The sequence below is a fragment of the Erwinia sp. ErVv1 genome (assembly GCF_900068895.1).
GTDB lineage: Bacteria > Pseudomonadota > Gammaproteobacteria > Enterobacterales > Enterobacteriaceae > Erwinia.
Window position 1 is genome coordinate 320,411 of record NZ_CDPK01000004.1, and the last position, 26,387, is coordinate 346,797.

A 26,387-nucleotide genomic window follows, 5' to 3' on the forward strand; every position below is an offset into this window, starting at 1 on the left:
AAGAATTTTCCCCAGCCCGGCCATATAGCGAAAATACACTATAAACCTAATTTTCCTTATCAGGTTACTGCACAGTGTGGCAGAAAAGGAATTAAGCGTGGGAAAATGGATGAAAAGCGGATGTAAAACGCGGATAGCCTTCGCCCCCCGTCGAAGAAAGCTGTCACCAGGCAAGGCTTCACGCAACAGAGAATCGTGGTGATAGTGTCGGGCTTATCCGTGAGGCTGGAGGGAGGAAGAGATCATAATGCCCAACCCGTTCGCTCAGCTCCTGATGAGTCAGACGTCCGTTGGCTTCACGTCAGGTCAGTCATTTAAGGTCGTAGTCATCAATCTGAGTCAGATTCAATCCGCAGGCTGTTCCAGTACACCACCTGGTCCGGTAACCGCATTCTTCGCCGCCCTGTCCAACACTATTTTCTGATGGCCGACGAAAAATGCAGGGATGCAGAATGAGGATCAGTCGTCGTCGTATTGGGGTCCGGCGTAGTTATCGAACCGCGACCACTGGCCATTGAAGGTGAGTCGTACTGAGCCAATCGGACCATTACGCTGCTTACCGAGAATAATCTCCGCAATCCCTTTCTGATCGCTGTTCTCGTGATACACCTCATCACGGTAGATAAACATAATCAGGTCGGCATCCTGCTCGATGGAGCCAGACTCACGCAGATCCGAGTTGACCGGACGCTTATCGGCGCGCTGCTCCAGCGAGCGGTTAAGCTGCGACAGCGCCACCACTGGCACCTGTAGCTCTTTCGCCAGCGCCTTCAGCGAGCGGGAGATTTCGGCGATCTCCAGCGTACGGTTATCGGACAGCGCCGGCACGCGCATCAGCTGAAGATAGTCGATCATAATCATACTCAGGCCGCCATGTTCACGGAAAACGCGGCGCGCGCGCGAACGCACTTCCGTTGGGGTCAGCCCTGAGGAGTCATCAATAAACATATTCTTCTTCTCCAGCAAAATACCCATAGTGCTGGAGATCCTCGCCCAATCTTCATCATCGAGCTGGCCGGTACGAATGCGGGTCTGATCGACGCGGGAAAGGGAGGCCAGCATACGCATCATTAGCTGCTCGCCGGGCATTTCAAGACTAAAAATCAGTACCGGTTTCTCCTGCAACATCGCAGCATTTTCGCAGAGGTTCATGGCGAACGTGGTTTTACCCATCGACGGACGCGCGGCAACGATGATCAGGTCTGAACGCTGCAAACCGGCGGTCTTCTTATTCAGATCCTGGTAACCCGTATCCACACCGGTCACGCCATCGTGCGGGGTCTGGTACAGCGATTCGATCCTGGCGATGGTCGCCTCAAGGATCTGATCGACGCTTTTCGGTCCCTCATCCTTATTGGCGCGATTTTCGGCGATTTGGAAAACGCGGGATTCTGCCAGATCGAGCAGATCTTCACTGGTTCGCCCCTGGGGATCGTAACCGGCGTCGGCAATCTCATTGGCAACGGCGATCATCTCTCTGACGACCGCACGTTCGCGGACGATATCCGCATAGGCGCCAATGTTTGCCGCGCTGGGGGTATTCTTCGACAGCTCCGCAAGGTAGGCAAAGCCGCCAACCATGCTCAATTCACCCTTGGTTTCCAGCGATTCGGACAGGGTTATCAGGTCAATCGGCTTACCCAGCTCTAACAGGCGCTGCATTTCGCTGAAGATCATTCGATGTGGGCGGCTGAAGAAATCTTTCGCCACCACGCGCTCTGACACATTGTCCCAGCGCTCGTTGTCCAGCATCAGCCCGCCCAACACGGATTGCTCTGCCTCCAGAGAATGAGGCGGTAACTTGAGCCCTTCCATTTGACGATCCCGTGGCTCACGGTTCTCAACGGATTTGTTGGTGGGTTTATTTCCTGCCATAGTGATGCAATACCAAAAATCTGAGTGGGGGACGCGCAAGTATACCCGTTTGGTGACTCGTCGTCCTCTTTCAATGACGCTGAATCAGCAGGAGTGACCATGGCAAAACGTATACAAATCAGCCAGCACGGTGGGCCGGAAGTGATGCAGTGGGTAGAGGTCGATGTGCCTGAACCGCAGGCGGGTGAAGTGGTGGTGGAAAACAAAGCCATCGGGATCAACTACATCGACACCTACGTACGCAGCGGGCTTTATCCCGCTTCATTGCCCTGCGGTCTGGGAACGGAAGCGGCGGGCGTCGTCAAAAGCATTGGCGCGGGGGTCACGGCGGTAAAACCGGGCGATCGCGTGGTCTACGCCCAGTCAGCGCTGGGTGCCTACAGCGAATTTCACGCCGTACAGGCCGACAAGCTGGCGATCCTGCCGGACAGCATCTCCTTCGAGCTGGCCGCGGCCTCCTTTCTGAAAGGACTGACCGTACATTATCTGCTGCGTCAGACCTATGTTATCCAGCCTGATGAGATTTTCCTGTTTCAGGCTGCCGCTGGCGGCGTCGGCCTGATAGCCTGCCAGTGGGCAAAAGCGCTCGGCGCGCACCTGATTGGCACGGTAGGGTCAGCAGAAAAAGCGGAGCGAGCCAAAAAAGCGGGAGCCTGGGCAACCATTAATTATCGTGAGGAAGATGTCGCCAAACGCGTGAGTGAGCTGACCAACGGTAAAAAAGTGCGGGTGGTTTACGATTCCGTTGGTAAGGATACCTGGGAGTCCTCGCTGGACTGTCTGCAACGACGTGGCCTGATGGTCAGCTTTGGCAACTCGTCAGGGCCGGTGAGCGGCGTTAACCTCGGCATACTCAACCAGAAAGGCTCGCTTTACGTCACGCGTCCCTCGCTGAATGGCTACGTGACCACGCGTGAAGCGCTGATCTGGGCCAGCAATGAGCTGTTTTCGATGATTGGCAGCGGCGCGATAAAGGTTGACGTTCCCGAGCAGCAGAAGTTTGCGCTGAAGGATGCGCAACAGGCGCATAAAACGCTGGAGAGCCGTGGAACCCAGGGCTCAAGCCTGCTGATCCCGTAGGCTGGCTCCACGCTTACCCACGCGCCAGATGTGAGCAGGGCTTCCCGTGGGAAGCCCTTTTTTCTTTTTTTAGTTCGCGCTGAATGTAGGGTACAGCGGCGAATGAATATATTTCAATTCAGTCGCCTATGGTTGCAGAAATCATAAGAAAAAAGAATGGCTGAATGCCAAAGTAGCGGGTCAAAGTCCAGGAATGTGACCAGCGCCACATTGCGGGCTAAATGTGCCAGGGCGGTATTTCACGCCTCTTTACCACTGGCTCACTACCATCGACTCACCTTTGGCGTTGATTTTTTATTCGCCCGATAAATCCATACCACGACTACCGCCAGAGCCAGCCACGGCAGCATTTTTATGACAACCGCGAGCATTCCGCCAAAAAACATTACCCCGGTCGCCACGACCAGCGCAGCAAGGATACCGAGCACCGAGATACCGGTGAGCAGCAGCATAAAGAAAAAGCCCAGCACAAATAAAATTTCCATCAGATGGCTCCTGTTGACAATCGCTACAGGGGTATTACAAGAATCATGCCAGAAGAGGGAAAACGCTAACCTGTTGAAATTATTCAGTCAGGTTAAAAACCCCGCAGGCGGGGTTAGTCAATTTGATTATTTAGTGGTGAACAATTCACGCCGTTGGGATTTTATCTGCAACCAGGCACAGCGCCTGCTCAACCGTTTCAATATTGGCTCCCGCCTTGTGCGCATTTTCACTGAGGTGACGACGCCACTGCCGCGCGCCGGGAATGCCCTGAAAAAGGCCCAGCATATGGCGGGTGATATGACCCAGCCAGGTGCCATTCGCCAGCTCACGCTCAATATAGGGATACATTGAACGCACAACAGCCACCGGATCAACGGCAGGACCTTCAGCGCCAAACAGCTCGCGGTCAACCTGAGCCAGCAGGCCGGGGTTCTGATAAGCTTCACGGCCCATCATCACGCCATCCAGATGCTGCAAATGGGCCTTCGCTTCTTCCAGCGTTTTCACGCCACCGTTAATAGCCATGGTCAGATGCGGAAAATCACGCTTTAGCTGATAGACACGCTGGTAGTCCAGCGGTGGGATTTCGCGGTTCTCTTTCGGACTCAGGCCGGAGAGCCAGGCTTTACGCGCATGGATAATAAACATCTCGCAGCCGCCCTGCTCTGAAACCTGGCGAATGAAATCGCAGAGGAATTCGTAGCTGTCCAGTTCGTCAATACCGATGCGCGTTTTTACCGTCACCGGGATTGAAACGCGATCGCGCATGGCTTTAATGCCCTCGGCAACCAGCCCGGCTTCCCCCATCAGACAGGCACCGAAGCGGCCATTTTGTACGCGATCGGAGGGACAGCCGACGTTCAGGTTCACTTCGTTATAGCCACGCGCTTCGGCCTGACTGGCGCACTCGGCCAGCGCAGCGGGATCGCTGCCTCCCAGCTGAAGGGCAACGGGCTGCTCCTCCTGACTCCAGGCCAGATAGTCCCCCTTGCCGTGAATAATGGCGCCGGTGGTAACCATCTCGGTGTAGAGCAGTGCCTGACGCGTCAGCTGGCGGTGGAAATAGCGGCAGTGGCGATCGGTCCAGTCGAGCATCGGCGCGACAGAAAAGCGGTGTGCAGGTAGGTTCTGGGTCATAAAGCGCGCAAACTCGGTATATTTAATAAACGATGATAATGTGTGCAATGGTATCACGGCTTGATGCCGCAATCATTAACACCGCGCGTTGAGTGTGTCGCCTCAGGAAGTGATGGGGTGCAGGCGTGGCAGGATGCATAACGTGATGGCAGGAACGCACAGCACGTGCGCCCTGCCGCCATCGTTAGAAAGTGAAGTTTAGCTGAGCAACGGCACCCCAGGTATGGTCGTCGCCTTTCATACCCGCCAGATCCAGATGGACGCGGTTATAGGGAGAGATGCCAAAACCGGCGGTGACCACGTTTGTATCGTTGGATTTCATATCGGCACGGTAGCCGGCACGCAGCTGCAACCAGCTCAGCAGACGGTACTCGGCACCGACACCCGCATACTGGCTCTCATCCTGCGATTTAAATCGCTTCGTGGGCGTCGCGTCAACATCCAGAGCGGTGGTCAGACGATCGATATGGTAAGAGATCCCCGGCGTCACGATGGGGCGGATCTGATAGGTATCCTTATAGCCGTTAACCTCTTTCGTCTCCAGATCGCGCGAAATCAGGTTCTGCGCGCTCAGGCCCAGCGTCCAGTTTTCGCCCAGATCGGTCGCGGCACCGGCATCAATGTTAAAGCCGGTATCAGAGTTTTTATAACGCCCTTTAGTAAAGTCGGACTTATTGTAGTTATAAACCGAGGCGCTGTAGTTATACAGGTAGGTTCTCTGCAACTTCGGCGTCACGCCGAACGACACCGGATGCCCGGCGATACTGAATTCATGAGCAACGGCGATGCCGTAGTCATAGACAATAGCCCCGCGCCCCAGTCCTGCTGATGTCAGTTTACTCTGGTCGCCCGGCAGCGGAAAAATCGTGCCATCGGCCACGCCCTGCAGGTAATCAATATCGCTCTGGCTGACGGCAGCAGTAATGTGTGCCGTGCCGTAGGCTTTGGTCACAAAGGCAAACGGTAGCTGTTCATTCGGGATGGTGACGGCAAAGGCGGCGCCTGCGGTGCCGGAGGCTTCATTGCCCTTTATGTGACGCAGCTGGCTGGCAAGATCGCCCGCGGCACTCTGGATTTTCGGGTAGTCGGCAAAGTTGAAGGCGCCACTGCTGGCAATATCCTTATAACGATCGACGCTGTCGGTCAGGTCATCGACTTTATCAATCAGCTTATTTTTGTCCGTTACCTGTAGTCCGGCAGCGGGCAGAATGATACTGACGTCATCATCGGGCTGAGCTTTTGTCATCAGCGCCGGGTTAGCCAGCACCGCCGTGCCGTAGGTGGAAGAGGCGACGCCCGTTCCCCCCATTGCATCATTACGCGCATCATAATAATTACCGGCAGCAAGAGCGCTCAGGGGAGCAAGGAACAATACGGGGAAAACCGCAGGCCGGGACAGCCTGTTCAACTTACCGATCAATTTAATCATTTTACCGTAGACCCATCCAGAAAAGGAAAAAGCGCTTAACGTAAGCGAGAAGAGTGCGACTGCCTGCATAATGGACACAGAGGCAGCTATTCATTGCCGTGAAGTAAATAACAATGCGTGGGCTTATCAGCTCATTGCCGATTTATTTATCTGTTATCACACTAATCGTTTAGCCCGGTATCTCAATCCTTTACGCTTAAAATGCCGCTATTCCTTATCTCAAGGTAGTCAGTAACGTTTGTGGCTGCAAATTACATAAACGATGTTTTATAGACCTTTTACGTCATATCCCCAAATGCTCTGACAGATTAAGAGTGCTTAATGATAGCCACTTTAGTCAAATACCAATCATTTCTGGAATTTTTTCAGCGGCTTACCCTTGACGGTTAATCAACAAAAGAGGGGCGCGAGGAGATTCGGCGTTTTGTGGCGGGCGTGATAACATAACAATTCGATCTGGCGTGAGGGGGAAGAAAAATGACTACTAGCAGTGCTGAAAAAATCCTGTCACAGGCGGAATCACTTTGTCAGCAGCGTAATGTAAGACTGACGCCTCAGCGTCTGGAAGTGTTGCGACTAATGAGCGGACACCACGGGGCTATTAGCGCCTACGATTTGCTTGATCTGCTGCGCACCACGGAACCTCAGGCTAAGCCCCCTACCGTCTATCGCGCGCTGGATTTTCTGCTGGAACAGGGATTTGTTCATCGCGTTGAGTCGACCAACAGCTACGTTGTCTGCCATCATTTTGAGCAACCCTCCCACACCTCTGCCATGCTGATCTGCGATCGCTGCGGGTCTGTCGCCGAGAAGCACGCGGAAGGGGTGGAAAATATCCTGAATACGCTGGCCCTTAACTCAGGCTTTACCCTGTCCCATAGCATCATCGAAACGCATGGATTATGTCGGGACTGTAGCGAGGTTGAGGCCTGTACCCATCAGGACAATTGCCACCACGATCACACCCAGACTGCCGGTAAAAAGCGCGGACGCTAACCGGAATGAGAGAAACGCTCCCAAAAATACAATCAGGCCAGTGACGAGGTACAGATTGCAGGTCGCTGCTCAGGTGAGGTGTTGGTAAAGGTTCAAAAGGGATTGCGGAGTTTAAGCGGCACAGTCCATGTGCCTGGGTAGGAGTATCTTCCTGAAACGCTTTAATGCTGTCAGAGAAAAGAACTTACTTATCAGAAGCGGTGATTATTGTGGCTTTCCCAGTCGCTGACTTCTTTCTCAGCCTGGTCTTTTGCGTAGCCATAGCGCTCCTGAATTTTACCGACCAGCTGATCGCGTTTACCTTCTACGACGGTCATGTCGTCATCGGTCAGCTTGCCCCATTTTTCTTTCACTTTACCCTTCAACTGTTTCCAGTTACCGCCGGCTTCATCTTTATTCATCTTGTGTCTCCTGACTTTGAGTGTAAAGAGCGTTAGGTGTAATAGATTTAGTACAATCGTCTAAGCATAACGCCTGGCAGCAATATAAAACGCTGCTCAACTGCTTAACCTAACGATAATTGTAGTAGAAGATGAGGGGATTGCACGGAACGACACGATAATAAGCGGCAGATTAAGACTATTCCTGACCCGGCAGGTAAAAAACTCTTTTTTATCAAAGGTTAATAAGGCAATGCAATATACATTTCACTGACCCGGAGGCAAAAACCACGTTCCGTTGCGCTGGTGCCGCCGCCATATCGCGCCCAGCGTTAGCCCTCTTAACAGCAGAAAAACCGTCATCGCCAGCCACAGACCGTGATTCCCCAGCACCGGAACGGTAATCAGGGTCAGGCCATAACCCAGCGCCGCTAGTGCCATGCTGTTACGCATCTCTGCGGCGCGGGTTGCACCGATAAACATGCCATCCAGCAGGTAACACCAGACGCCGCATACCGGCAGAAGGACCTGCCAAATCAGGTAGCGATCCGCCTGCTGCTGTAAAGCAGGGATCGAGGTAAGCAATGCGACAATATAAGGCCCGGCAAAGGCATAGAGCAGTGAGAAAAACAGCGCGACCCATCCCGCCTGACGGCATGCAGCGTGCCATACCAGCAGCAGCCTCTGCCTGTCGCGCGCGCCAAAGGCCTCGCCCGAGCAGGCTTCAACGGCATAAGCAAACCCATCCAGCGCGTAAGCCGTAAAGGTCAGGAACATCAGCAGTACGGCATTCACCGCGACGATGTCGCCCCCCAGCCGTGCGCCCAGTACGGTTAACGAAAGGAAGCAGAGTTGAAGCAGCAGAGAACGCAGCATGATATCCCGGCTAAGCCTGAACAAACGTCCAGGCCCGCCCCGCCATGCGCTTTTTAGCGCCATCGGAATGCCACGCATCTTCATTACACGCCAGACGAGCAGCAACCCGACGGCCAGCGAACAGTATTCCGCGATAACCGTAGCCGTAGCCGCCCCCTGGACACCCCACTTCAGCCCGATCACCAGCCAGAGATCGAGCAAAATATTCACCAGATTGCCCACTACCAGCAGGATGACGGGCGCGCGGGCATACTGAACGCCAAGCAGCCACCCCAGCAGCACGAGGTTCGCCAGCGTGGCAGGCGCGCTGAGCCAGCGGATATGCATAAACAGTGATGCCTGGTACTGCACGTCAGGATCGCCGCCGACCAGCGTCAGCGCCAGATGCGTAAGAGGGGATTGCAACGCGATAAAAGTCAGTCCGGCCGCCAGCGCAATGCAGAGAGGCTGCATAAGCGCGCGTGCAAGCTCGGCGTTGTCGCCGGCACCGAAAGCCTGAGCGGTCAGTCCGGTGGTGCTCATACGCAGAAAAAGCAGCAGCATAAACAGGAAGCTGGTGATGGTGGTGCCGATCGCGACGCCCGCAAGATAGACAGGCTTATCGAGGTGGCCAATGACAGCGGTATCGACCAGCCCCAGCAGCGGCACGGTAATATTTGAGAGGATCATCGGCAGCGCAAGCCGCCAGAGGCTTTTGTCAGCAGCGTTTAAAAATCGCATCGGTATCCACTGCGCGACGGGTGTCTGCGCAAGTCACTGTCATACACATCGTCTGCTGAGTGGTAGCCAACGATAAACTGACGCGCTGGCGAGGCGGCGCGTCAGTTAACAGTCAGTTAGAACGGATAAAACGGTATCAAACCCAGTTACCGTTACGGATCACACCCACGGCAAGACCTTCAATCGACAGGGTCTGCTGGCGAAGATCGACGACGATCGGCTCGAAATCGCTGTTTTCAGGCAGAAGATGGACCGTATTGCCCTGCTTTTTCAGCCGTTTGACGGTAACTTCATCATCAATACGTGCAACCACAACCTGGCCGTTACGCACTTCCTGGGTTTTGTGAACCGCCAGAAGATCGCCATCCATAATGCCAATATCTTTCATCGACATACCGCTCACGCGCAGCAGGAAGTCGGCGCTGGGTTTAAACAAACCTGGGTCAACCTTGTAGTGGCCTTCGATATGTTCCTGGGCCAGCAGCGGCTCACCGGCGGCGACGCGGCCAATCAGCGGCAGGCCTTCTTCGTCTTCCATCATCAGTCGAATGCCGCGCGAGGCACCGGACACAATCTCAATTACGCCTTTACGTGCCAGTGCCTTGAGATGTTCTTCCGCCGCATTTGGCGAGCGGAAGCCAAGCTGAGCGGCAATTTCTGCCCGCGTTGGCGGCATGCCGGTCTGGTTAATATGGGCGCGTATCAGGTCATAAACCTGTTGCTGTCTTACCGTTAGTGCTTTCATCCCGCCCCCTGGTTGTTTATACAGTCGACTGTGAGTATATACAGGTATTTGCGCATTGAAAACCTAAAGATGGACAAAAAACAGCAGTTTGTCTGATTCTGGAACGTCTATCGCATATGTGGCACTAACAACATCAGCCAGGTGGTCATCGCCATGAGAATAGTCAGCAGCACTGCCGCTGAACCCATATCCTTTGCGCGGCCTGCCAGCGGGTGCCGCTCACTGCCGATGCGGTCCACTATCGCTTCTATGGCGCTGTTAAGCAGTTCAACCACGACTACCAGCACCACCGAACCGATCAGCAGCACCCGGGTTATCGGCGTCACGTCCAGCCAGCAGGCCAGCACGATGGCGACAAGCGCCACAATGGCTTCCTGACGAAAAGCCGCCTCGTTCTGCCATGCCGCACGCAGTCCCTGCCACGAATAACCTGCGGCCTTGATAATTCTGGTCAATCCGGTGACGTTATTTGTCATAATGAGGGAACCCTTTGAACTGTTTAACGTCAATGTCTGAGTGGCGCACATTTTGCAACACCACAGATCTCACTGGCGCTTTCTGGTATGCTTGCCGCGCTTTGCTAACAAGAGGCTTCATGTTGTCTATGTCAGGTTGGCGTAATTTATATTATAACCTATTGAATTTACCGGTTAAATTCTTGCTAAAGAGTAAGGCGATCCCCGCCGAGCCGGTCGCTGAACTGGGGCTTGATACGTCGCGCCCTATTATGTATGTGCTGCCTTACGATTCAAAGGCCGATCTGCTCGCGCTACGTGAACAGTGTCGCAAACAGGATCTCCCCGATCCCTTAGATCCGCTGGAAATCGATGGGACAGTGCTGCCCCGCCATGTCTTTATTCATGACGGTCCGCGCGTATTCCCCTATTTTGTGCCGAATATTGAATCGGTGAAGCTGTTTCACGAATATCTGGATCTGCACCGCAGCAACCCGCTGCTGGACGTGCAGATGGTCCCGGTATCGGTGATGTTTGGCCGCGCCCCTGGCCGTGAGGTTCAGGGCGAGAGTCAGCCCCATCTTCGCGTGCTTAACGGCATTCAAAAGTTCTTCGCCGTACTGTGGCTGGGCCGTGACAGCTTCGTGCGCTTTTCGCCGATGCTCTCTCTGCGGCGCATGGCAACGGAGCACGGCACCGATAAAACCATTGCTCAGAAGCTGGCTCGCGTGGCGCGCATGCATTTCGCCCGCCAGCGCCTGGCCGCCGTTGGGCCGCGCCTGCCCGTTCGCCAGGACCTGTTCAACAGGCTCCTGCAGTCCAGGGCGATTGCTAAAGCAGTAGAGGACGAAGCGCGCAGCAAAAAAATCCCCTTTGAAAAGGCTCAGCAGAATGCCGTTGAGCTGATGGAGGAGATTGCCGCCGACTTCTCTTATGAAGCGATACGCCTGACCGACCGCATTATGGGCTGGACGTGGAGCAAGCTTTATCAGGGTATTAACGTTAACGGCGGCGAGCGCGTACGCCAGCTGGCACAGGATGGACACGAGATAGTCTATGTTCCCTGCCATCGCAGCCATATGGATTATCTGCTGCTCTCCTACGTGCTCTATCATCAGGGGCTGGTACCGCCGCACATTGCTGCCGGGATCAATCTGAACTTCTGGCCTGCCGGGCCGATATTCCGCCGCCTGGGCGCGTTCTTTATCCGCCGTACCTTTAAGGGCAACAAACTCTACTCCACGGTATTCCGCGAGTATCTGGGCGAGCTGTTCACCCGCGGCTACTCGGTCGAGTATTTCGTTGAGGGCGGACGTTCGCGTACTGGTCGCCTGCTTGATCCGAAAACCGGCACGCTGTCGATGACCATTCAGGCCATGCTGCGCGGCGGCAACCGTCCAATAACGCTGGTGCCGATCTATATCGGCTATGAACACGTTATGGAGGTGGGCACCTATGCGAAGGAACTGCGTGGCGCGACCAAAGAGAAAGAGGGCTTTTTACAGATGGTGCGCGGGTTACGCAAGCTGCGCAACCTGGGCCAGGGCTACGTCAACTTTGGCGAGCCGCTGCCGCTGGTCACTTATCTGAATCAGCGCGTCCCGGAATGGCGCGACGCCATCGATCCTATCGAAGCGCAGCGTCCCGCCTGGCTCACTCCCGCGGTTAACGACATCGCCTCGCAGGTGATGATGCGTATAAACAACGCCGGGGCGGCTAACGCCATGAACCTCTGCGTCACCGCCCTGCTGGCCTCGCGCCAGCGCTCGATGACGCGTGAACAGCTGATTGCACAGCTCGAGTGCTACGTACAGCTACTGCGCAATGTGCCCTACTCACCCGATGCCACGGTGCCGGATATGACCCCGGAGGCGCTGCTTGATCATGCGCTGGGCATGAACAAGTTTGAAATCGAGCAGGATAATATTGGCGAGATCATCATTCTGCCGCGCGAGCAGGCGGTGCTGATGACCTATTACCGCAACAATATTCACCATATGCTGGTCATGCCGTCGCTTATCGCCGTCCTGGTCATGCAGCATCGCGAGCTTACCCGAGCCGAACTGCTGCGCCAGATAAGCGTTATCTATCCGATGCTTAAAAGCGAGCTGTTCCTGCACTGGAACAAGGAAGATCTGCCGACGGTGCTTAATGGACTGGTCAGCGAAATGGCCCGCCAGGGCCTGCTCACCGCTGATGAAGAGAGTCTGCGCCTCAGCCCGGCCCGCTTCCGCACCCTGCAGCTGCTGGCGGCGGGCGTTCGCGAAACGCTACAGCGCTACGCCATCACCTTCTCCATCCTCAGCGCCAACCCGTCAATCAACCGGGGTACGCTGGAGAAAGAGAGCCGGACCATGGCTCAGCGCCTGTCTGTACTGCACGGCATTAACGCGCCGGAGTTTTTTGATAAGGCGGTCTTCTCCACGCTGGTGCTGACGTTACGTGATCAAGGCTATATCAGCGATACCGGCGATGCCCATGTAGAGCAGACGCAGCGGGTCTATCATCTGCTGGCCGAGCTGATTACGCAGGAAGTGAGAATGACCATCGAGAGCGCGGCGGTACACGAGTAGCCTGTCGCGTAAGTGATAATCAGGCTTACGACGTAACGCTGCCCGGTGAGCATGGGTAGCCTGTCGCATAACTGATAATCAGGGCGATGAGGGATCATCGCCCTGAGCAGGCTCTGGTTCTGGCTCAATAATCCCGTGAGCTATCATCGCCTGCGCGATGGTACCCTGCCAGTGCCGGGCCGTTTCCTGAGGGGGCGTATTTCGCAGCCTGCCGGCCAGCTGCATCGCGCACGCCTCGGTAAACTGGCTGCACGCTACCCGCTCTTTGTTGCTGTGCAGAAACTCCAGCTGGCTGTTAACATCCAGCCTGCTAAAGATGGCATTCATCAGCCTGTCTTTGTGCGCCTGCGACAACTCCTGCCAGGCCTGATTCGGGAGCGACTCATCAACGATCCCCACGCTACGGCTGAGATGACTTTTCTCGAGGGTAGCAACCAGATTGTTAGCGCCAAAGCGCCGCATCTCCGGCTCGCTATTCCACATATCCTCCAGGCTTAGCTGACACTGCAGCATCACCGCCTGTTCCTGCCCCGTACGGGACACGCCGGGCATACCTGATTCCGTCAGCCCAAGGATCAAATCGTGCAGCGCCTGACGATCGTCCGAGTCGGCCATCTCTGTCATCACGTCCCGGCTGCTTAGCAGGAAGTTAAGGTACCCGACAATCGACGCGACTTTATTGAGCGTATACCCATGAGAAACGGCGGCGTTTGCCCGCAGCTCACTCACCCCGGCGGTATTTCGCTGGCTGTCGCTTAACGGCGTGGCTTCGTTTTTCCCCACCTGGCGTAGCCTCTCGCTCAGAGGCTTATGTAAAAGCTTCTGCTGCTGCTCCGGCGTCAGAGCATCATTCACCAGCTTATTGGCCAGATCCCGCGCGGCCTGCGCGGTGAAGGGGGGCCTGTCGAGCTGCATCTCTCTGCTCAGCATCCAGAACCGCTCGATCAGCTCGGGCTTGTTCTCCTGACCAAAGGATAAACGCATCATCTTGCCGTCATAGCCAGGCAGAGTGCCAATTCCCCCCATATTGCTTTCGGTAAAACCAAAAGAGCCCCTGGCGCGGATTAGATTACCATCAACCATGTCAACCGAATTAAGGGTCAGCGTTTCGTCGCTATCACCGCGTATCAGGAGTTTAGGTAAACGCTCATCGGGCTGGTGAGTAAAACTATCAAACATCGCGAAGGGTTTATCGGGGCGGTGTCCGGCGAAGCGGGTATGACCGTTTTCTCCGTTAAAGCAGTGCTTAACGACAAAATTGGCATTATCAATGGCGGTTTTTAACATCTCGGGTTCAGATTTTATGGCTGCGCCGGTGAGATGCGTCAGCAGCTGGCTTTCATCATTGCCAAACCAGTTCTGGCTCGCTTCGTAGCGTCTGAAATCCGCCTGCGCGCTTTCATTTTCCGGGGTCTTCGCGCCAACCAGGATTATGCTTCCTCCCAGCACTTTTGATGCCCCCAGATTGGCAAACTTTTGATGGCTCTTACAAAGCAGCAAACGAAGCTGGTTGTCGGCTAGCGCAGGAGCAAACTTGTCCATTAGCGCTTTCATCTCACCCCCTTTTTCAATCGTGGTGTCGATGACAACGTTCAGCGGCGCATTTTTGTTTTTACGCGCCTCAATCTGCTGCCCGATACCCTCAATAATGTCATTCAGTGCCCAGCTGTGCTCGGGCTGGCTACTGTGAGGAACAAAGCTGTCGCTCAGGGAAGTATAAAATGCGGCGTCGTGGGGATCTGAATCGGGAGGCGTATCGAAGCTGTCGGCATACTCCTGAGCTTCATAGTAAAACTGCGAACTTTTGCTGCCATTCATCAGGGGTGCCAGACGGCCACCTGTCGCCATCGTTGCGGTGTCGATGCCTTCCGTGAGCGCCTGCATGCCGGAAGAGAGTAAAAAGGCTTCAGGCGGCGCTAATTTTGCTGCCTGCTGCTGTGAGAGCGATTCGCGGATGCGGTGTGATGCAAAGGATTTGAACGCCCCCGGAGCATAGGGACGTACCGCGCTTAAAACAACCTGCAGCTCTTCCATCAGTGCGCGATGCGCATTACCAAAACGGGTACTGTCCGTTGCCAGCGCGGGCATGGAATCAGCGATATGCCGTATCCCCTGTAATCCCTGCGCTACCAGCGGGTTGTGCTGATGCCTCTGTGCCAGGTGCGGAACCGTCAGCGTATGCAGCAATGTGAGAATCATATCGGCATCGGCGTGCGCTAAGGTCGCCGTGCTAAGGATATCGGGAACCTGGCGGAGCTGCGAGAGGGTACCTTGTGGATCGGATGAGCCCAGCGCCCTGATCATCTGAAGATTTTGCACCCGGGGATCGCTGATCTGTGGACTGGGTTTACCCTGTGGCACAGCGGCATGCCGTGCGACCTGGTACGCTGACGGACGTGCACCAAATTTATCGATTAAAATATCTATCGCCTGCCAGTCCTTATTGCTGGTACAGCCGATCGCAACAATACCGGGCGCAACCTGTTCCGCTTTTATCGGACCATGATTGTGTCCCCGCGCGTGAAACTCTTTAAGAATTTTATCCGCCATAAACTCGCTGTTAACGAAGTGCTGATCCTGCTGCTTAGCCTGGGGATATCGCCGCTTATAAAGATGCTCACAGAGGAGGGTCGTATCCCCGGAGGGAGCCATACGCTGATAGTACCCGTTCATCTCATGTGCTAAGTCCAGCTTACTAAAAGGCGCTTTGCCACCGCTATCGTCGTGAGCAAACCCCAGACCATACTGGGCGGCAGCCACCTCGCCACCTGGCGTGCTCTGCAACTGCGCACAGCGCATACGTTTCCAGGGTTGCGACCCGAGCAGATCGGCCGTGGCGGCTTTTTCATAGCGGTGCTGCGTCACCAGATGCTTATATAAATCCAGACTGAGCGCACCCGGAACGCCGTCCAGGTCGTCTTTCGCACGCGCCGCGTTTATCTGCTTCTCAACATCAGCAATCTGCTGCTGGAGGTGCAAAGGGGGAGAGCCATTGTCCAGGCTCTGACGGCGGGCGATCGGGCGACCACCCTGATGCGCCTCGCCGGTGCGTAAGCGGGCGCTAATACGGTCGCGCTCCGTGGGAGCCAGCTGCACAGGTTGTTGGGCTGGCGCAGAGTTTGCGCCAGGCGACAGAGGTTGTAGGGGTGGCGCAGGATTTGCGCCAGCCGAAAGTGATTTCATGGCTTCACACCTTTTCTTATAAAAGAAACTGTGTGGTTTTTAATCAGGACGGGTTCCCTAAAATGCTCTGCCCGCCCTCTCCCAACCCTTTTTGTTAGCCGCCTACGCTCTCTCCGGCCCCTTCTGTTAGCCGCCCGCCAGCGGCGCAGTGCTGAGAACGATGCCGGCAAAAAGCAGCAGGCCCACGTAGTTATTATTCAGAAAGGCCTGAAAGCATGCCTTTCTCTCCCGGTCGACAATCAGCTTTTGCTGGTAGATAAACAGCGCGCCCGCCAGCAGAACAGAGAGGTAAAACAGGCTACCCAGCTGCAGCATCCAGCCGGTAATGACCATCAGCACCAGCGTGGCCAGCTGTAGCAGCCCGATAATCAGTCGGTCAAAGCGACCAAACAGGATTGCCGTAGACTTCACGCCGATTTTCAGATCGTCGTCGCGGTCAACCATCGCATACTGCGTATCGTAGGCCACCGTCCAGCAAACGTTCGCCAGAAACACCAGCCAGCAGGCTGGCGGCACCGTTTCGCTCACCGCAGCCCAGCCCATGGGAATGGCCCAGCCAAACGCAGCGCCCAGCACCACCTGCGGCAGATGCGTGTAGCGCTTCATAAACGGATAGACCCAGGCCAGTGCCAGGCCGCCCAGTGAGAGCCAGATGGTCATGGTATTCATCGTCAGCACCAGACAAAACGACACCAGTACCAGTCCGGCAAACAGCAGTTTCGCCTCCCTGGAGGTGACTGCGCCGCTGGGGAGCGGTCGCCCCTCGGTACGCTTAACGTGGCCGTCAATTTTGCGGTCGGCAAAATCGTTTACCACACAGCCCGCCGCACGCATAAAAAATACGCCCAGCACAAAGACCAGCAGCACCTTCAGCGGGGGCAGGCTCATGCCCGCCAGCCACAGCGCCCACAGCGTTGGCCACAGCAACAGCAGCGACCCGATGGGCTTATCAATACGCATCAGTCGGCTGTAGGCCTGGAGTTTACCCGCGGGGAACGTTCTCTCCATGCTACAGGCTCCTGTCCATTGGGTGGGATGAGTAAAGGGGGGCAGCGGGTAGAAACAGCTCGGTCAGCAGCAGCGGCTTGTCGGAGAGGCGCAGGCGTGAGCGACGCCCCCACAGCCCATCAACCTGCCCTGGCTCAATAAAGTCACGCGTCAGCGTGGAAGAGGCAAACAGGTAGCGTCCCAGCGGGCGCGTACCCAGCTGCTGTAACATCTGCTCCGGGCCATTCAGCGTTGACGCTGGTACCAGGGTACGGCCAGCCAGCCAGGGTACGCCGTCGCCGCATAGCAGGATCTCACGCAGCCAGTAGCGGGTCTCTGCGGGCAGCAGGGCGACCTCGTCGCCCGCCTCCCCGGCGCGAATAAACCCTTCCTGCTGGACCTCCACGGTCACCTGGCTGCAGTGCCGCTCCAGGCGCCGGGTCATTGAGTCTTCTTCCATCAGCCAGTCAAGCAGAGGGGGCGTGAGCAGCGACGAAGTCACAGGCAGCCATGCCATGGCGCGCAGTTGTGCCAGCGCGTTATCAGCCATACGGCGTCCTCGGATAAAAATTTCGGTGCCATAGTGTAGCGCAGTCGCCGATCGGGTACACCGCTGCGGGTGCCATTATCGGAAATTTTGACTACTCACGCTTCAGACGATTGCTGTTCGCCAGCCACAGGGTGATCACCAGGATCAGGATCGCCACGGCGTAGGCCAGCGTGTCTAACGGGTTTTCATGGTCGACAATAATCAGCCGGATAATGGCGGTAATGCCGATATAGACGAAGTAGCGCAGCGGGAAGTGGTAGCCGGACTGGAAATACTTCACGATAAGCGCGATAAACTCGAAATAGAGGAAATAGATAACAATGCCGTCGATCAGCAGATAGGAGGAGGTCTGCTCCCCGGTATTCAGTAGCACATTGGCCAGATGAAACGTTTCCCTGCCTAAAAAAACCACCAGAATACAGGCCAGCATAATCAGGCCAATATTCAGCACCATCTGTAAAATCCAGGCAATACGCGAAGCGGTAATCATGCAAACTTCCTCAAAAAAACACGTTATTCGTCAGGAAAGTCCTGGCACGGATAATATGCTTTAGTGTGATGAAGTTCACAAGTTTAGTTGCAGGCCGCGTAGGGACGCGGCCTGCGGCAGGTTAGCGGAAATCGATATCGCGATCGGAGGTCATATCATAAAGCTGGTATTTACGACCGAGCATCTGGCCACCGTCGCGCGTCAGCGGCGTCCAGTTAACCTGAGCGCGTCCTCGCGTTGGTGAGGCGGTAAACAGATCCATCGGAATCGAGATGTAGAAGCCTTTGGTGAAGTCCCCTTCGCCGTAATCTTCCGCCGACACGTTGGTTTTGGTGGCGTAAGCGCCGACTATCACACCGCTGTCAAACTGACGTGAGACATCGATCGTCGCGCCTTTATCCTCGGCCAGATACTGCCCGACGCTCGCCTTCACCAACACCTGATTGTTGAAGAAAGAGGGACGCCAGTAGGCGGTCAGATTACCGGTTTTTGCGTGGTAGCTGGTAAACTGCATCATGTTGTCCCAGTCACGCTGCTTAACGTAGTTGGCATCAATACCAAACGCCCAGTCAGAGTCCAGCGGACGGTAGAGCACTTCGCCCCCCACGCCGCCGTACATCGTTTCCAGATAGCCGCCATACATCTGCCCGTAGAAGCCATTCCCCAGGGCGTGCATGTAGTTAGCCTGTAGGTTATTCACATAGACGTTATTTTCGACGTAATCACGAATATGGGTACGCACGCGCGGCAGCGTGGAGTCGGTCGGTGCGCCGTTGTAGTTAAATTTGTCATAGTTATTCGCCAGGTTGGCAAATACGCTGCCGTCCAGCAGCAGGTGGTCGGTGAGCCAGTAGTTGGCATTGGCCATCACCCCAACCTGATAGAGGTAGAAGCTCTCCGGGCCGCCGACCGACTGATTCAGTACCGGCGCCAGACTGTAGTCCAGCCGGTCTGCATCAATATGGTAGCCCTGCTCGGTATGGCCCGGATCGACCGGCTCCACCCGCTGCTGATCGAGGGTTTTCTCTTTACCCAGCGGATAGCCTTCCAGCTGCTGGCGCAGGCTGTCAACGCGGGTTACGGTGGTCACCTGCGGCATATTGCTACGGGTTTCCGTCACGTTCAGCGTATCAACGTTGGCAGGCAGGTTGTTCATCATGATCACGTTGGCGCGATCGACCCCTTCCTGCGTGTTGCGGTACTTACTCTGCTGGCCGGTGGCATACAGGGTATTGCCCTTCACCTGTAAATTCGGACCGTTCAGCCCGGCATTATATTTCAGATCCGTCAGCTGGCTGGCGACGACGGTTGGCTCCAGGAACCTGCCCTGCGGCTGAGGCTTATAAGCCGGTTTCGGCACGTCAGCGGCGGCAGAATGCAGATCGTTAAAGTTGGTGCGCAGCGTGAATCCGGCCATAAAGGTGTTGCCGCGCTCGTAGCTGACGTTGACATCGGCCCAGTCGCTGAGGCGATAGATTGCGCCCACGTTAACTTTACTTTTCTGCTCCAGGCGGCCCGCAAAATCATCCTGATAATCGTTGCCTTCGTACTCTGCTTTAAGGCGCAGCGGCTGCCACGGCGTCTGATACTCCACGCCGCCAAAGATCGCGGCCGGACCTTTAAACAGGTCCTTACCGTTAACCGATCCTGCCGTGCCGTTGCCGTTCGAGCGATTACAGAAACTGCTGTCGGCCTGGCAGAACGGATTTTTTACCGTGCCGCTGTTGCCAAGGTAGCCGGTGCCCATCCCCAGGGTGAAGTCGAACGGTCCCCAGGCCTTGGTCGCCACGACATATTCGCTGTCGAACAGGCCGGTACCGCCCAGGTCACGCGCCCCGACTGAGACTTCCGGCAGCCAGTAGCCCTCCTGCCACAGCCGCGCTTTAAGATCGAACGCCTTATCTTTATAGCTCTGATTGCCACTGAAGCTGTCCACGGCGCTGTAGCGGCGGGTTTTTACGTCGGTATAGCGGATGGTGGCTTCCAGCCACGGAAACAGCTGCACCGATGAAGAATAGAAGCGGTACTGGTCGTTATAGCGGTAGTTGAGGCTAAATTCGCCATCTTTTGCCATACGCGCGGTCGGCACCTGCATCAGGCCAACCCCGCCGAAGTCAGACTGCGATGGCCCAACCGGATCGGCAAAGGTCGCGGCCTGCGCCTGGCAGGCACAGGCAACGGAGACAGCCAGCAGGCTGAGAAGACAGGTTTTTTTCATCAGTCAGGGATCCGGTGCGTCAGTACAGAAACAATCTGCTGGTTGAGATCGTCATAATCGCCGGGCAGCGACCATGAGGAGAAGCCAACGTAAATAGTGCTACCCGCTTCGGGTTCAGCGTGACGCCGGTTCCAGTAGGCGACTGGCACCTCCGTTACCCTGCCCTCGGGTGAAATCAGCACGGCGGTATTACGTTCGGCACCGGAAAGGCGGTCGTGCGCATTAAGGTAGTCAACCACGCTGCGGCCAGGCTGCCATGAGGTTTTGCCGCTGTCGGTGATAAGCCCCGCAAGGGTCAGCGTGACAGGTTTGTGCAGCGTATAGACGCTGTAGTCACCCTCAAGACGGCGATTCTCCGCCGGGCGCATACGCACCCAGTCAGGATCGAGGTTAACAATCTGCCGCCCGGTGACCCTCACCGCCGCAATCTGCTGGCGCAGGTTATCGACCACTGCCGCCTTGTCGCCGTCATCATCCGCACGCAGCCGGGCGCTCCAGCCCTGCAGGCGCGCCAGCAGCTGTTGCTGCTGCTGAATGGCCGCCGCCGTTGCCAGCTTTTCAGCGATCACCGTCCCGGGCCACCAGGTTTTTCCCATCAGCGCCGGGCTGGAAACCAGCTGCGCGAGGTTTTGTGCATGGTCAACAGTGGAAGTTTGCGTCTGGCCGGGGGAGTACACCGTAACCTGACTTTCTGCATAAGCACTTAGCGAGACGCCAAGTGAGATCCCTGCGAGGAGTAGCGTTATTTTTTTCATGATTTCGCGGGCTTCAGGATTGTGGTTTCAACGAGGAAGTCATCGCCGGTGGGCTTCTGCTGTGTCTGACGAACCTGTCCGGTGGTGGTGTCGATCCAGAAGGTGTTGGTCCATGCGCTGCCGTCTGCGGCGATGGAGACCTTCTCCTGCCATACCCGGCAGGCCACGCGGCGACCGGCGATATCAAGTACCCGATCGTTCAGGCGGCTGAAGTGGGAAACGGCCGTCCCGGCACGGAATTTACCGCTCTCTGTCCAGCTTATCAGGCGCGTCCAGCTTGCTCCCTCGGTCAGATGCAGCGGATCGGCCAGCGGATCCTGCTGGAGGTTTGTCACCTCAGTCAGGTTGTCTCTCAGCCCCAGCGTTTTGACCACGCGGCCGTGCTGCGTGACCACCATTGAGCGGTCGCGGGTGATCCATTTTTGCTGGCCGTTTTCGTCAAAGCCCAGCACCACAAAGATGCGCTGCCCGCCGTCGACGCGCAGATACATGCTGGCATAGGGAAGGCTTTCAACCTGTTCATCGGAGACCTGAACATCATCCGGACCAAGCAGGGCGAGTTTAACCGTCTCTCCCAGCCCTTTTTGCGTTTGGGTACAGGCCTGGAGAAACAGGCACAGAAACAACAGTGGTATGTAGCGCAACGGTGTGAGTCCCTGAAAAGTCTGACAATGTCGAAAAATAACCACACGGGCGTGTGGTTATGATTAATTTTGAGTACTTAACGCGTGGTGCTTGTGGTTGTGGTGGTCGTGGTACCCGTATTGGAACCATTACCGCCACTACTCGCCGCCAGCGCAACGCCGACCAGTGCGCCAAGCGCACCCACACCTACTGCGGTCGCGGTTCCCGTGGAAAGCGTTCCCGCGGTCGCACCGGCTGCGGTGCCGGTCTCTTCTGGTGCAGCAAACGCAGCAGAAGCACCCGCTAAGTACACTATGGCTGCAGCAGCACATAAGACTTTTTTCATAGCATTTCCCTTCATTGAATGAATGGATATCGCCTGAAGAGTTTCAGGCGCGTTCAGTATAAGGCAATAAATTACCAGAAATCATGAAGCGCCCCTGGCTGGCAAGGGGGAGTCTTCGCGCGCGGAAAATCGAGATTATTCAGCTTAATATGGTGATGTTTATCGAAATGATGCGATATATTGAAATTTATGACTGAATTAATGGCTTTAATTAGTACCATTCGCCATTAATGACTTTTTCAGGGGAAGCTATCGCTTAACGGGCTTTGTGAGGAGGGGTAAAGCTTAATAATAGTTATTTTTCAACGAATTAGATATTAACTTTGCGCCAGATCGCAGAAATCCCGGCACAAACGTTTCAGAATTATCCTGCCAGAAAACACCCTTTATGGGTCAGTTTTAAGAATATCCTCATCCTCGTGCAGGCGACTTGAGTAAATATTGGGGGTAATTATGCGCGGCATAAGGCTTTTCCTAACGCCGGTGAGTGATTTAGCGGGCGGGATGGGCTAATACGGATCTGTCAACCAGGACCACCGCAGAATATGCTGGCGCTGATGCTATAAAGGGGTGCAGCCACAGACCTCGGTGCAAACCGCATGGCGCGACCGCTGTAGACCTGATAACAGAGCCGGAAGCGGATCCTCCCCGGCCCTGTAGACCTGATAACAGAGCCGAAAGCGGATCCTCCCCGGCCCTGTAGACCTGATAGCAGAGCCGGAAGCGGATCCCCCCGGCCCTTTAAACCCGCTTAGCGCGCTGCGCGAGCGAGGTTAATTAACCGCGCCAGTTTTTATAGCGGTTAATCAGCCCGTTAGTGGAGCTGTCGTGGCTGCTGATCTGCTCGCTGCCGGAAAGCTCGGGCAGAATACGGTTAGCCAGCTGTTTACCCAGCTCAACGCCCCACTGATCGAAAGTGAAGATGTTAAGGATTGCGCCCTGGGTGAAGATTTTGTGCTCATAGAGCGCAATCAGCGCGCCCAGGCTGAACGGGGTGATATCGCGCAGCAGAATGGAGTTGGTGGGGCGGTTACCTTCAAATACCTTGAATGGCACCACGTGTTCAACTTCGCTGGCCGATTTGCCCGCATCGGTAAACTCTTTCTCCACCACCTCGCGCGACTTCCCAAATGCCAGCGCTTCGGTCTGCGCAAAGAAGTTTGACAGCAGCTTGGCGTGGTGATCGCCCAGCTTGTTATGCGTCACGGCCGGGGCAATAAAGTCACAGGGGACCATCTTGGTGCCCTGGTGAATCAGCTGATAAAACGCGTGCTGGCCGTTAGTACCCGGCTCACCCCAGATAATAGGGCCAGTTTCATAGGTAACCGGCGTACCGTTGCGATCAACGTACTTGCCGTTGGACTCCATATTGCCCTGCTGGAAGTAGGCCGCAAAGCGGTGCATATACTGATCGTAAGGCAGAATCGCTTCGGTTTCGGCGCCGAAGAAATTGTTATACCAGATACCGATCAGCGCCAGGATCACCGGCAGGTTCTTCTCGGCTGGCGTGGTGGAGAAATGCCTGTCCATCGCGTGTGCGCCGCTGAGCAGTTTCTCAAAATTATCAAAGCCCACCGACAGAATGATTGACAGGCCAATCGCTGACCACAGCGAGTAGCGTCCGCCGACCCAGTCCCAGAACTCGAACATATTGGCGGTATCAATACCGAATTCGCCCACCGCTTTAGCGTTAGTAGAGAGCGCGGCAAAGTGCTTCGCAACGTGCTTCTCATCGCCCGCAGTTTTCAAAAACCAGTCGCGCGCGCTGTGGGCGTTGGTCATGGTTTCCTGGGTGGTGAATGTTTTTGACGCCACCAGGAACAGCGTGGTTTCCGGGCTGAGATCCTTGACCGTTTCGGCAATATGCGTGCCATCAACGTTGGAGACGAAATGCATATTCAGGTGGTTTTTATACGGGCGTAGCGCCTCGGTGACCATAAACGGACCGAGATCGGAGCCGCCGATACCGATATTCACCACGTCGGTGATCGCTTTGCCGGTATAGCCTTTCCACTCACCGCTGATGATGCGCTCAGAGAATGACTTCATCTTCTCCAGCACCGCATTCACTTCCGGCATCACATCTTTGCCGTCAACCACAATCGGGGTATTGCTGCGGTTACGCAACGCCACGTGCAGTACCGCCCGGTCTTCGGTGCGGTTGATCTTCTCACCGGAGAACATCGATTTAATGGCGTCCTGCAGGTCGGTCTCTTTTGCCAGCGCCTGGAGCTTCTCAAGCGTTTCGGTAGTAATGCGGTTTTTCGAGAAATCCACCAGCATCTGATCGTCAAAAGTGGCAGAAAATTTGGCAAAGCGGTCGCCATCTTTGGCAAACAGGTCCGCGATGCTGATATCTTTCATTTCTTCATAATGCTGCTGCAGAGCCTGCCAGGCAGCGGTTTGTGTCGGATTGATATTTTTCATAGCAACACACTCTTTTTATTTAAGAACCGTAAATCAGACCGGACGCCATGTTAGCGGAAGCGTCTTCTGCAACACCTCTTTTGCTGCAACAGGCTAAAACTATCAGGGGCAGGATTTTCCCACCCTTTTGTCCGGGGTTATTTATAATTCATGCGACGGGGATTAACGCCGTTCAGCTTTTCAGTATGACTATTCTTACCGTCGAAAGGAAAAATTTTATGGAGTTATCCGCCCCACTGCTGTTGGTTATCATCGGACTAAGTTCACTGGTAGCCCAGTGGGTAGCCTGGCTGCTGCGATTGCCTGCCATTCTGCCCCTGCTCATTTTCGGCATTGTCCTGGGGCCTTTTTGCCACGTTTTGCAGCCGGATGCGCTGTTTGGCAGCCTGCTCTTCCCCTTAGTCTCACTTTCTGTGGCCATCATCCTCTTTGAAGGCGCGCTGACTCTGCGCTTTGATGAAATTGACGGCCTCGGCAGCGTGGTACGTAATCTGGTTAGCATTGGCATGCTGCTCACCTTCCTGGTCATTAGCGTGGCCTGCTGGGGGCTGCTGAACTTCCCCCCGGAGCTGGCAGCGCTGGTCGGTGCGGTTACCGTGGTGACCGGCCCGACGGTGATTGCGCCCCTGATGCGCGTAGTGCGGCCTAATAAAGCCATCAATCAGATCCTGCGCTGGGAAGGCATTCTTATCGATCCCATTGGCGCTATTTTTACCCTGATGGTGTTTGAATTCATTGTCCTGCGTCAGAAAGCTGAATCCTTAACGCATCTGTTCTGGACGCTGGGCTTTACCGCCGCCGTCGGCCTGATTGCCGGGGCGCTCTTTGGCTGGCTGCTGGGCATCGCGCTGAAGCGCGTCTGGCTGCCGGGATACCTGCAAAACTTTGCGGTGCTGGCCGTGATGCTGACCGCCTTTGGCCTCTCCAACGCCATTGCAGATGAGTCCGGGCTGCTGACGGTGACGGTGATGGGCGTCTGGCTGGCCAATATGCGCGATGTCGATCTCACGGACATTATCGCGTTCAAAGAGGAGCTGTCGGCGCTGCTGATCTCCGCGCTGTTCATTATTCTGGCCGCCCGGCTGGACGTCAGCGCGCTGGTGGCGATGGGCTGGCCGCTGATTGGCCTGCTGCTGGTGGTGCAGTTTATCGCCCGCCCGCTCTGTATTGCCGCCTCGACCCTGGGGTCAAGCCTGCACTGGCGTGAAAAGCTGATGCTCAGCTGGATCTCACCGCGCGGGATTGTTGCCGCTGCCGTGAGCTCGCTGTTTGCGCTGACGCTGGAAAAAATCGGCTATCAGGGCGCGGACAGGCTGGTGACGGTGGTTTTTGCGGTAATTATTGGCACCGTGGTGCTACAGAGCCTCACCAGCGCCGTACTGGCGCGGGTGCTGCGCGTCAGGCAGCGCGAGCCTCACGGCGTGCTGATTATCGGGGCGAACAGCGTGGCTCGTGCGCTGGCCCTGGCCCTCAAAAAGCTGGATATTCCGGTTCGGGTCACCGACAGCAGCTGGGAATACTATCGTCAGGCGCGCATGGAGGGGATCCCGGCGTGGTATGGCAACGCCTGGTCCGAGTATGCAGAAAACTTCCTCGACCTCAGCGACACCGCGCAGGTGCTGGCCCTGTCCCCTAATCGCCATCAGAACGCGCTGGCGGTCTATCACTTCAGCCATATTTTTGGTGCCGATAAAGTGGCCGCCATTCGCTCGGGGGCCACGCTGAAGGGGCGACGGGACAGTGAAAGCCCGCGCTTCCGCCGGCATGAAGTGTTGTTTGGCCCGCAGCAGACCTATGCCCGGCTGAGCAGCCTGCTGGCGAAGGGGGCGACGCTCAAAGCCACGCGGCTGAATGAAAACTTTGGCTGGCTGGAGTACCTGGAGAAAAACCAGGGGGTGATCCCGCTGTTTGTTTATAACGAGCAGGGAAAGCTGAGTGCGGTTAAGGGTGAACAGACGCCGCCGCTCCCCTGCACGCTGATTGCGCTGGTGCAAAATGAGATCCCCTCAACCGGCAGGGATTGACAGCGAACGCATAACCCGATATTTGTAGTCG

21 protein-coding genes are annotated in these 26,387 nt (G+C 55.8%); 4 read left to right on the top strand and 17 right to left on the bottom strand.

Going from position 1 to position 26,387, the window contains the following annotated elements; all coding sequences use genetic code 11:
- Positions 1–459: 459 nt before the first annotated feature.
- Entirely contained in the window at positions 460–1,875 is a 1,416-nt protein-coding gene (gene dnaB, locus A1830_RS08535; protein WP_067704489.1) for a replicative DNA helicase, read from the bottom strand.
- Between the two features lie 99 nt (positions 1,876–1,974).
- Between dnaB and A1830_RS08540 the strand changes: the two genes are divergently transcribed.
- A complete protein-coding gene (locus A1830_RS08540; RefSeq protein WP_067704492.1) occupies positions 1,975–2,955 on the top strand; it encodes a quinone oxidoreductase in 981 nt (326 codons plus the stop codon).
- 263 nt (positions 2,956–3,218) lie between these two features.
- Here the strand turns inward: A1830_RS08540 and pspG are convergent, their stop codons facing one another.
- The 3 genes from pspG to A1830_RS08555 form a co-directional block, all read right to left on the bottom strand.
- Positions 3,219–3,440, bottom strand: coding sequence for an envelope stress response protein PspG (pspG, locus tag A1830_RS08545; protein ID WP_197473303.1), 222 nt, complete (start codon positions 3,438–3,440; stop codon positions 3,219–3,221).
- Positions 3,441–3,585: 145 nt separating this feature from the next.
- Positions 3,586–4,578 carry a tRNA dihydrouridine(20/20a) synthase DusA gene (dusA, locus tag A1830_RS08550; protein ID WP_067704693.1) on the bottom strand — a complete coding sequence of 331 codons (993 nt, stop codon included), beginning with the start codon at positions 4,576–4,578 and terminating at the stop codon, positions 3,586–3,588.
- Positions 4,579–4,762: 184 nt separating this feature from the next.
- Positions 4,763–6,007 (bottom strand): conjugal transfer protein TraF, encoded by a 1,245-nt coding sequence (locus tag A1830_RS08555; protein WP_067704695.1) that lies wholly within the window; start codon positions 6,005–6,007, stop codon positions 4,763–4,765.
- Positions 6,008–6,484: 477 nt separating this feature from the next.
- Here A1830_RS08555 and zur point away from each other — a divergent pair, with 477 nt between their 5' ends.
- Positions 6,485–7,003 carry a zinc uptake transcriptional repressor Zur gene (zur, locus tag A1830_RS08560; protein WP_067704500.1) on the top strand — a complete coding sequence of 173 codons (519 nt, stop codon included), beginning with the start codon at positions 6,485–6,487 and terminating at the stop codon, positions 7,001–7,003.
- A gap of 191 nt (positions 7,004–7,194) precedes the next feature.
- On the opposite strand, the gene A1830_RS08565 is transcribed toward zur, so the two are convergent.
- The 4 genes from A1830_RS08565 to A1830_RS08580 all read right to left on the bottom strand — a co-directional run bounded on the left by A1830_RS08565 (position 7,195) and on the right by A1830_RS08580 (position 10,200).
- A complete protein-coding gene (locus A1830_RS08565; protein ID WP_067704503.1) occupies positions 7,195–7,404 on the bottom strand; it encodes a CsbD family protein in 210 nt (69 codons plus the stop codon).
- Positions 7,405–7,650: 246 nt separating this feature from the next.
- Positions 7,651–8,979 carry an MATE family efflux transporter DinF gene (dinF, locus tag A1830_RS08570; RefSeq protein WP_067704507.1) on the bottom strand — a complete coding sequence of 443 codons (1,329 nt, stop codon included), beginning with the start codon at positions 8,977–8,979 and terminating at the stop codon, positions 7,651–7,653.
- 136 nt (positions 8,980–9,115) lie between these two features.
- Positions 9,116–9,724, bottom strand: a complete 609-nt coding sequence (gene lexA, locus A1830_RS08575) for a transcriptional repressor LexA (RefSeq protein ID WP_067704511.1) — start codon at positions 9,722–9,724, stop codon at positions 9,116–9,118.
- A 107-nt stretch (positions 9,725–9,831) separates the two neighbouring features.
- Complete coding sequence (locus A1830_RS08580) at positions 9,832–10,200, bottom strand: diacylglycerol kinase (RefSeq protein WP_067704514.1); 369 nt, start codon at positions 10,198–10,200, stop codon at positions 9,832–9,834.
- Between the two features lie 128 nt (positions 10,201–10,328).
- On the opposite strand from A1830_RS08580, the gene plsB reads away from it, so the two are divergent.
- Positions 10,329–12,752 (top strand): glycerol-3-phosphate 1-O-acyltransferase PlsB, encoded by a 2,424-nt coding sequence (plsB, locus tag A1830_RS08585; RefSeq protein ID WP_067704517.1) that lies wholly within the window; start codon positions 10,329–10,331, stop codon positions 12,750–12,752.
- Positions 12,753–12,830: 78 nt separating this feature from the next.
- On the opposite strand, the gene A1830_RS08590 is transcribed toward plsB, so the two are convergent.
- The 9 genes from A1830_RS08590 to pgi form a co-directional block, all read right to left on the bottom strand.
- The gene (locus A1830_RS08590) at positions 12,831–15,935 is read right to left on the bottom strand and encodes a hypothetical protein (protein ID WP_156484967.1); all 3,105 of its coding nucleotides are present in this window, start codon (positions 15,933–15,935) and stop codon (positions 12,831–12,833) included.
- A 126-nt stretch (positions 15,936–16,061) separates the two neighbouring features.
- The gene (ubiA, locus tag A1830_RS08595) at positions 16,062–16,943 is read right to left on the bottom strand and encodes a 4-hydroxybenzoate octaprenyltransferase (protein ID WP_067704525.1); all 882 of its coding nucleotides are present in this window, start codon (positions 16,941–16,943) and stop codon (positions 16,062–16,064) included.
- A gap of 1 nt (position 16,944) precedes the next feature.
- On the bottom strand, positions 16,945–17,472 hold the full coding sequence (ubiC, locus tag A1830_RS08600) for a chorismate lyase (RefSeq protein ID WP_067704529.1): 528 nt from the start codon (positions 17,470–17,472) through the stop codon (positions 16,945–16,947).
- Between the two features lie 91 nt (positions 17,473–17,563).
- A complete protein-coding gene (gene psiE, locus A1830_RS08605; protein WP_067704532.1) occupies positions 17,564–17,962 on the bottom strand; it encodes a phosphate-starvation-inducible protein PsiE in 399 nt (132 codons plus the stop codon).
- Positions 17,963–18,083: 121 nt separating this feature from the next.
- Entirely contained in the window at positions 18,084–20,180 is a 2,097-nt protein-coding gene (locus A1830_RS08610; RefSeq protein WP_067704535.1) for a YjbH domain-containing protein, read from the bottom strand.
- Positions 20,180–20,935, bottom strand: a complete 756-nt coding sequence (locus A1830_RS08615) for a capsule biosynthesis GfcC D2 domain-containing protein (protein ID WP_067704539.1) — start codon at positions 20,933–20,935, stop codon at positions 20,180–20,182. The genes A1830_RS08610 and A1830_RS08615 overlap by 1 nt, the downstream gene beginning before the upstream one ends.
- Complete coding sequence (locus A1830_RS08620) at positions 20,932–21,579, bottom strand: YjbF family lipoprotein (protein WP_067704543.1); 648 nt, start codon at positions 21,577–21,579, stop codon at positions 20,932–20,934. The genes A1830_RS08615 and A1830_RS08620 overlap by 4 nt, the downstream gene beginning before the upstream one ends.
- Positions 21,580–21,656: 77 nt before the next feature.
- Entirely contained in the window at positions 21,657–21,905 is a 249-nt protein-coding gene (yjbE, locus tag A1830_RS08625) for an exopolysaccharide production protein YjbE (RefSeq protein ID WP_067704547.1), read from the bottom strand.
- A 777-nt stretch (positions 21,906–22,682) separates the two neighbouring features.
- Positions 22,683–24,332 carry a glucose-6-phosphate isomerase gene (gene pgi / locus A1830_RS08630; RefSeq protein WP_067704549.1) on the bottom strand — a complete coding sequence of 550 codons (1,650 nt, stop codon included), beginning with the start codon at positions 24,330–24,332 and terminating at the stop codon, positions 22,683–22,685.
- Between the two features lie 218 nt (positions 24,333–24,550).
- Here pgi and A1830_RS08635 point away from each other — a divergent pair, with 218 nt between their 5' ends.
- Positions 24,551–26,356, top strand: coding sequence for a cation:proton antiporter (locus A1830_RS08635; protein ID WP_067704551.1), 1,806 nt, complete (start codon positions 24,551–24,553; stop codon positions 26,354–26,356).
- The last annotated feature ends 31 nt before the right edge of the window (positions 26,357–26,387 follow it).

Bases quoted from the DNA above. Each gene is read 5' to 3' on its own strand.
- dnaB (WP_067704489.1), bottom strand. From the start codon at position 1,875: ATGGCAGGAAATAAACCCACCAACAAATCCGTTGAGAACCGTGAGCCA.
- A1830_RS08540 (WP_067704492.1), top strand. From the start codon at position 1,975: ATGGCAAAACGTATACAAATCAGCCAGCACGGTGGGCCGGAAGTGATG.
- pspG (WP_197473303.1), bottom strand. From the start codon at position 3,440: ATGGAAATTTTATTTGTGCTGGGCTTTTTCTTTATGCTGCTGCTCACC.
- dusA (WP_067704693.1), bottom strand. From the start codon at position 4,578: ATGACCCAGAACCTACCTGCACACCGCTTTTCTGTCGCGCCGATGCTC.
- A1830_RS08555 (WP_067704695.1), bottom strand. From the start codon at position 6,007: ATGATTAAATTGATCGGTAAGTTGAACAGGCTGTCCCGGCCTGCGGTT.
- zur (WP_067704500.1), top strand. From the start codon at position 6,485: ATGACTACTAGCAGTGCTGAAAAAATCCTGTCACAGGCGGAATCACTT.
- A1830_RS08565 (WP_067704503.1), bottom strand. From the start codon at position 7,404: ATGAATAAAGATGAAGCCGGCGGTAACTGGAAACAGTTGAAGGGTAAA.
- dinF (WP_067704507.1), bottom strand. From the start codon at position 8,979: ATGCGATTTTTAAACGCTGCTGACAAAAGCCTCTGGCGGCTTGCGCTG.
- lexA (WP_067704511.1), bottom strand. From the start codon at position 9,724: ATGAAAGCACTAACGGTAAGACAGCAACAGGTTTATGACCTGATACGC.
- A1830_RS08580 (WP_067704514.1), bottom strand. From the start codon at position 10,200: ATGACAAATAACGTCACCGGATTGACCAGAATTATCAAGGCCGCAGGT.
- plsB (WP_067704517.1), top strand. From the start codon at position 10,329: ATGTCAGGTTGGCGTAATTTATATTATAACCTATTGAATTTACCGGTT.
- A1830_RS08590 (WP_156484967.1), bottom strand. From the start codon at position 15,935: ATGAAATCACTTTCGGCTGGCGCAAATCCTGCGCCACCCCTACAACCT.
- ubiA (WP_067704525.1), bottom strand. From the start codon at position 16,943: ATGGAGAGAACGTTCCCCGCGGGTAAACTCCAGGCCTACAGCCGACTG.
- ubiC (WP_067704529.1), bottom strand. From the start codon at position 17,472: ATGGCTGATAACGCGCTGGCACAACTGCGCGCCATGGCATGGCTGCCT.
- psiE (WP_067704532.1), bottom strand. From the start codon at position 17,962: ATGATTACCGCTTCGCGTATTGCCTGGATTTTACAGATGGTGCTGAAT.
- A1830_RS08610 (WP_067704535.1), bottom strand. From the start codon at position 20,180: ATGAAAAAAACCTGTCTTCTCAGCCTGCTGGCTGTCTCCGTTGCCTGT.
- A1830_RS08615 (WP_067704539.1), bottom strand. From the start codon at position 20,935: ATGAAAAAAATAACGCTACTCCTCGCAGGGATCTCACTTGGCGTCTCG.
- yjbE (WP_067704547.1), bottom strand. From the start codon at position 21,905: ATGAAAAAAGTCTTATGTGCTGCTGCAGCCATAGTGTACTTAGCGGGT.
- pgi (WP_067704549.1), bottom strand. From the start codon at position 24,332: ATGAAAAATATCAATCCGACACAAACCGCTGCCTGGCAGGCTCTGCAG.
- A1830_RS08635 (WP_067704551.1), top strand. From the start codon at position 24,551: ATGGAGTTATCCGCCCCACTGCTGTTGGTTATCATCGGACTAAGTTCA.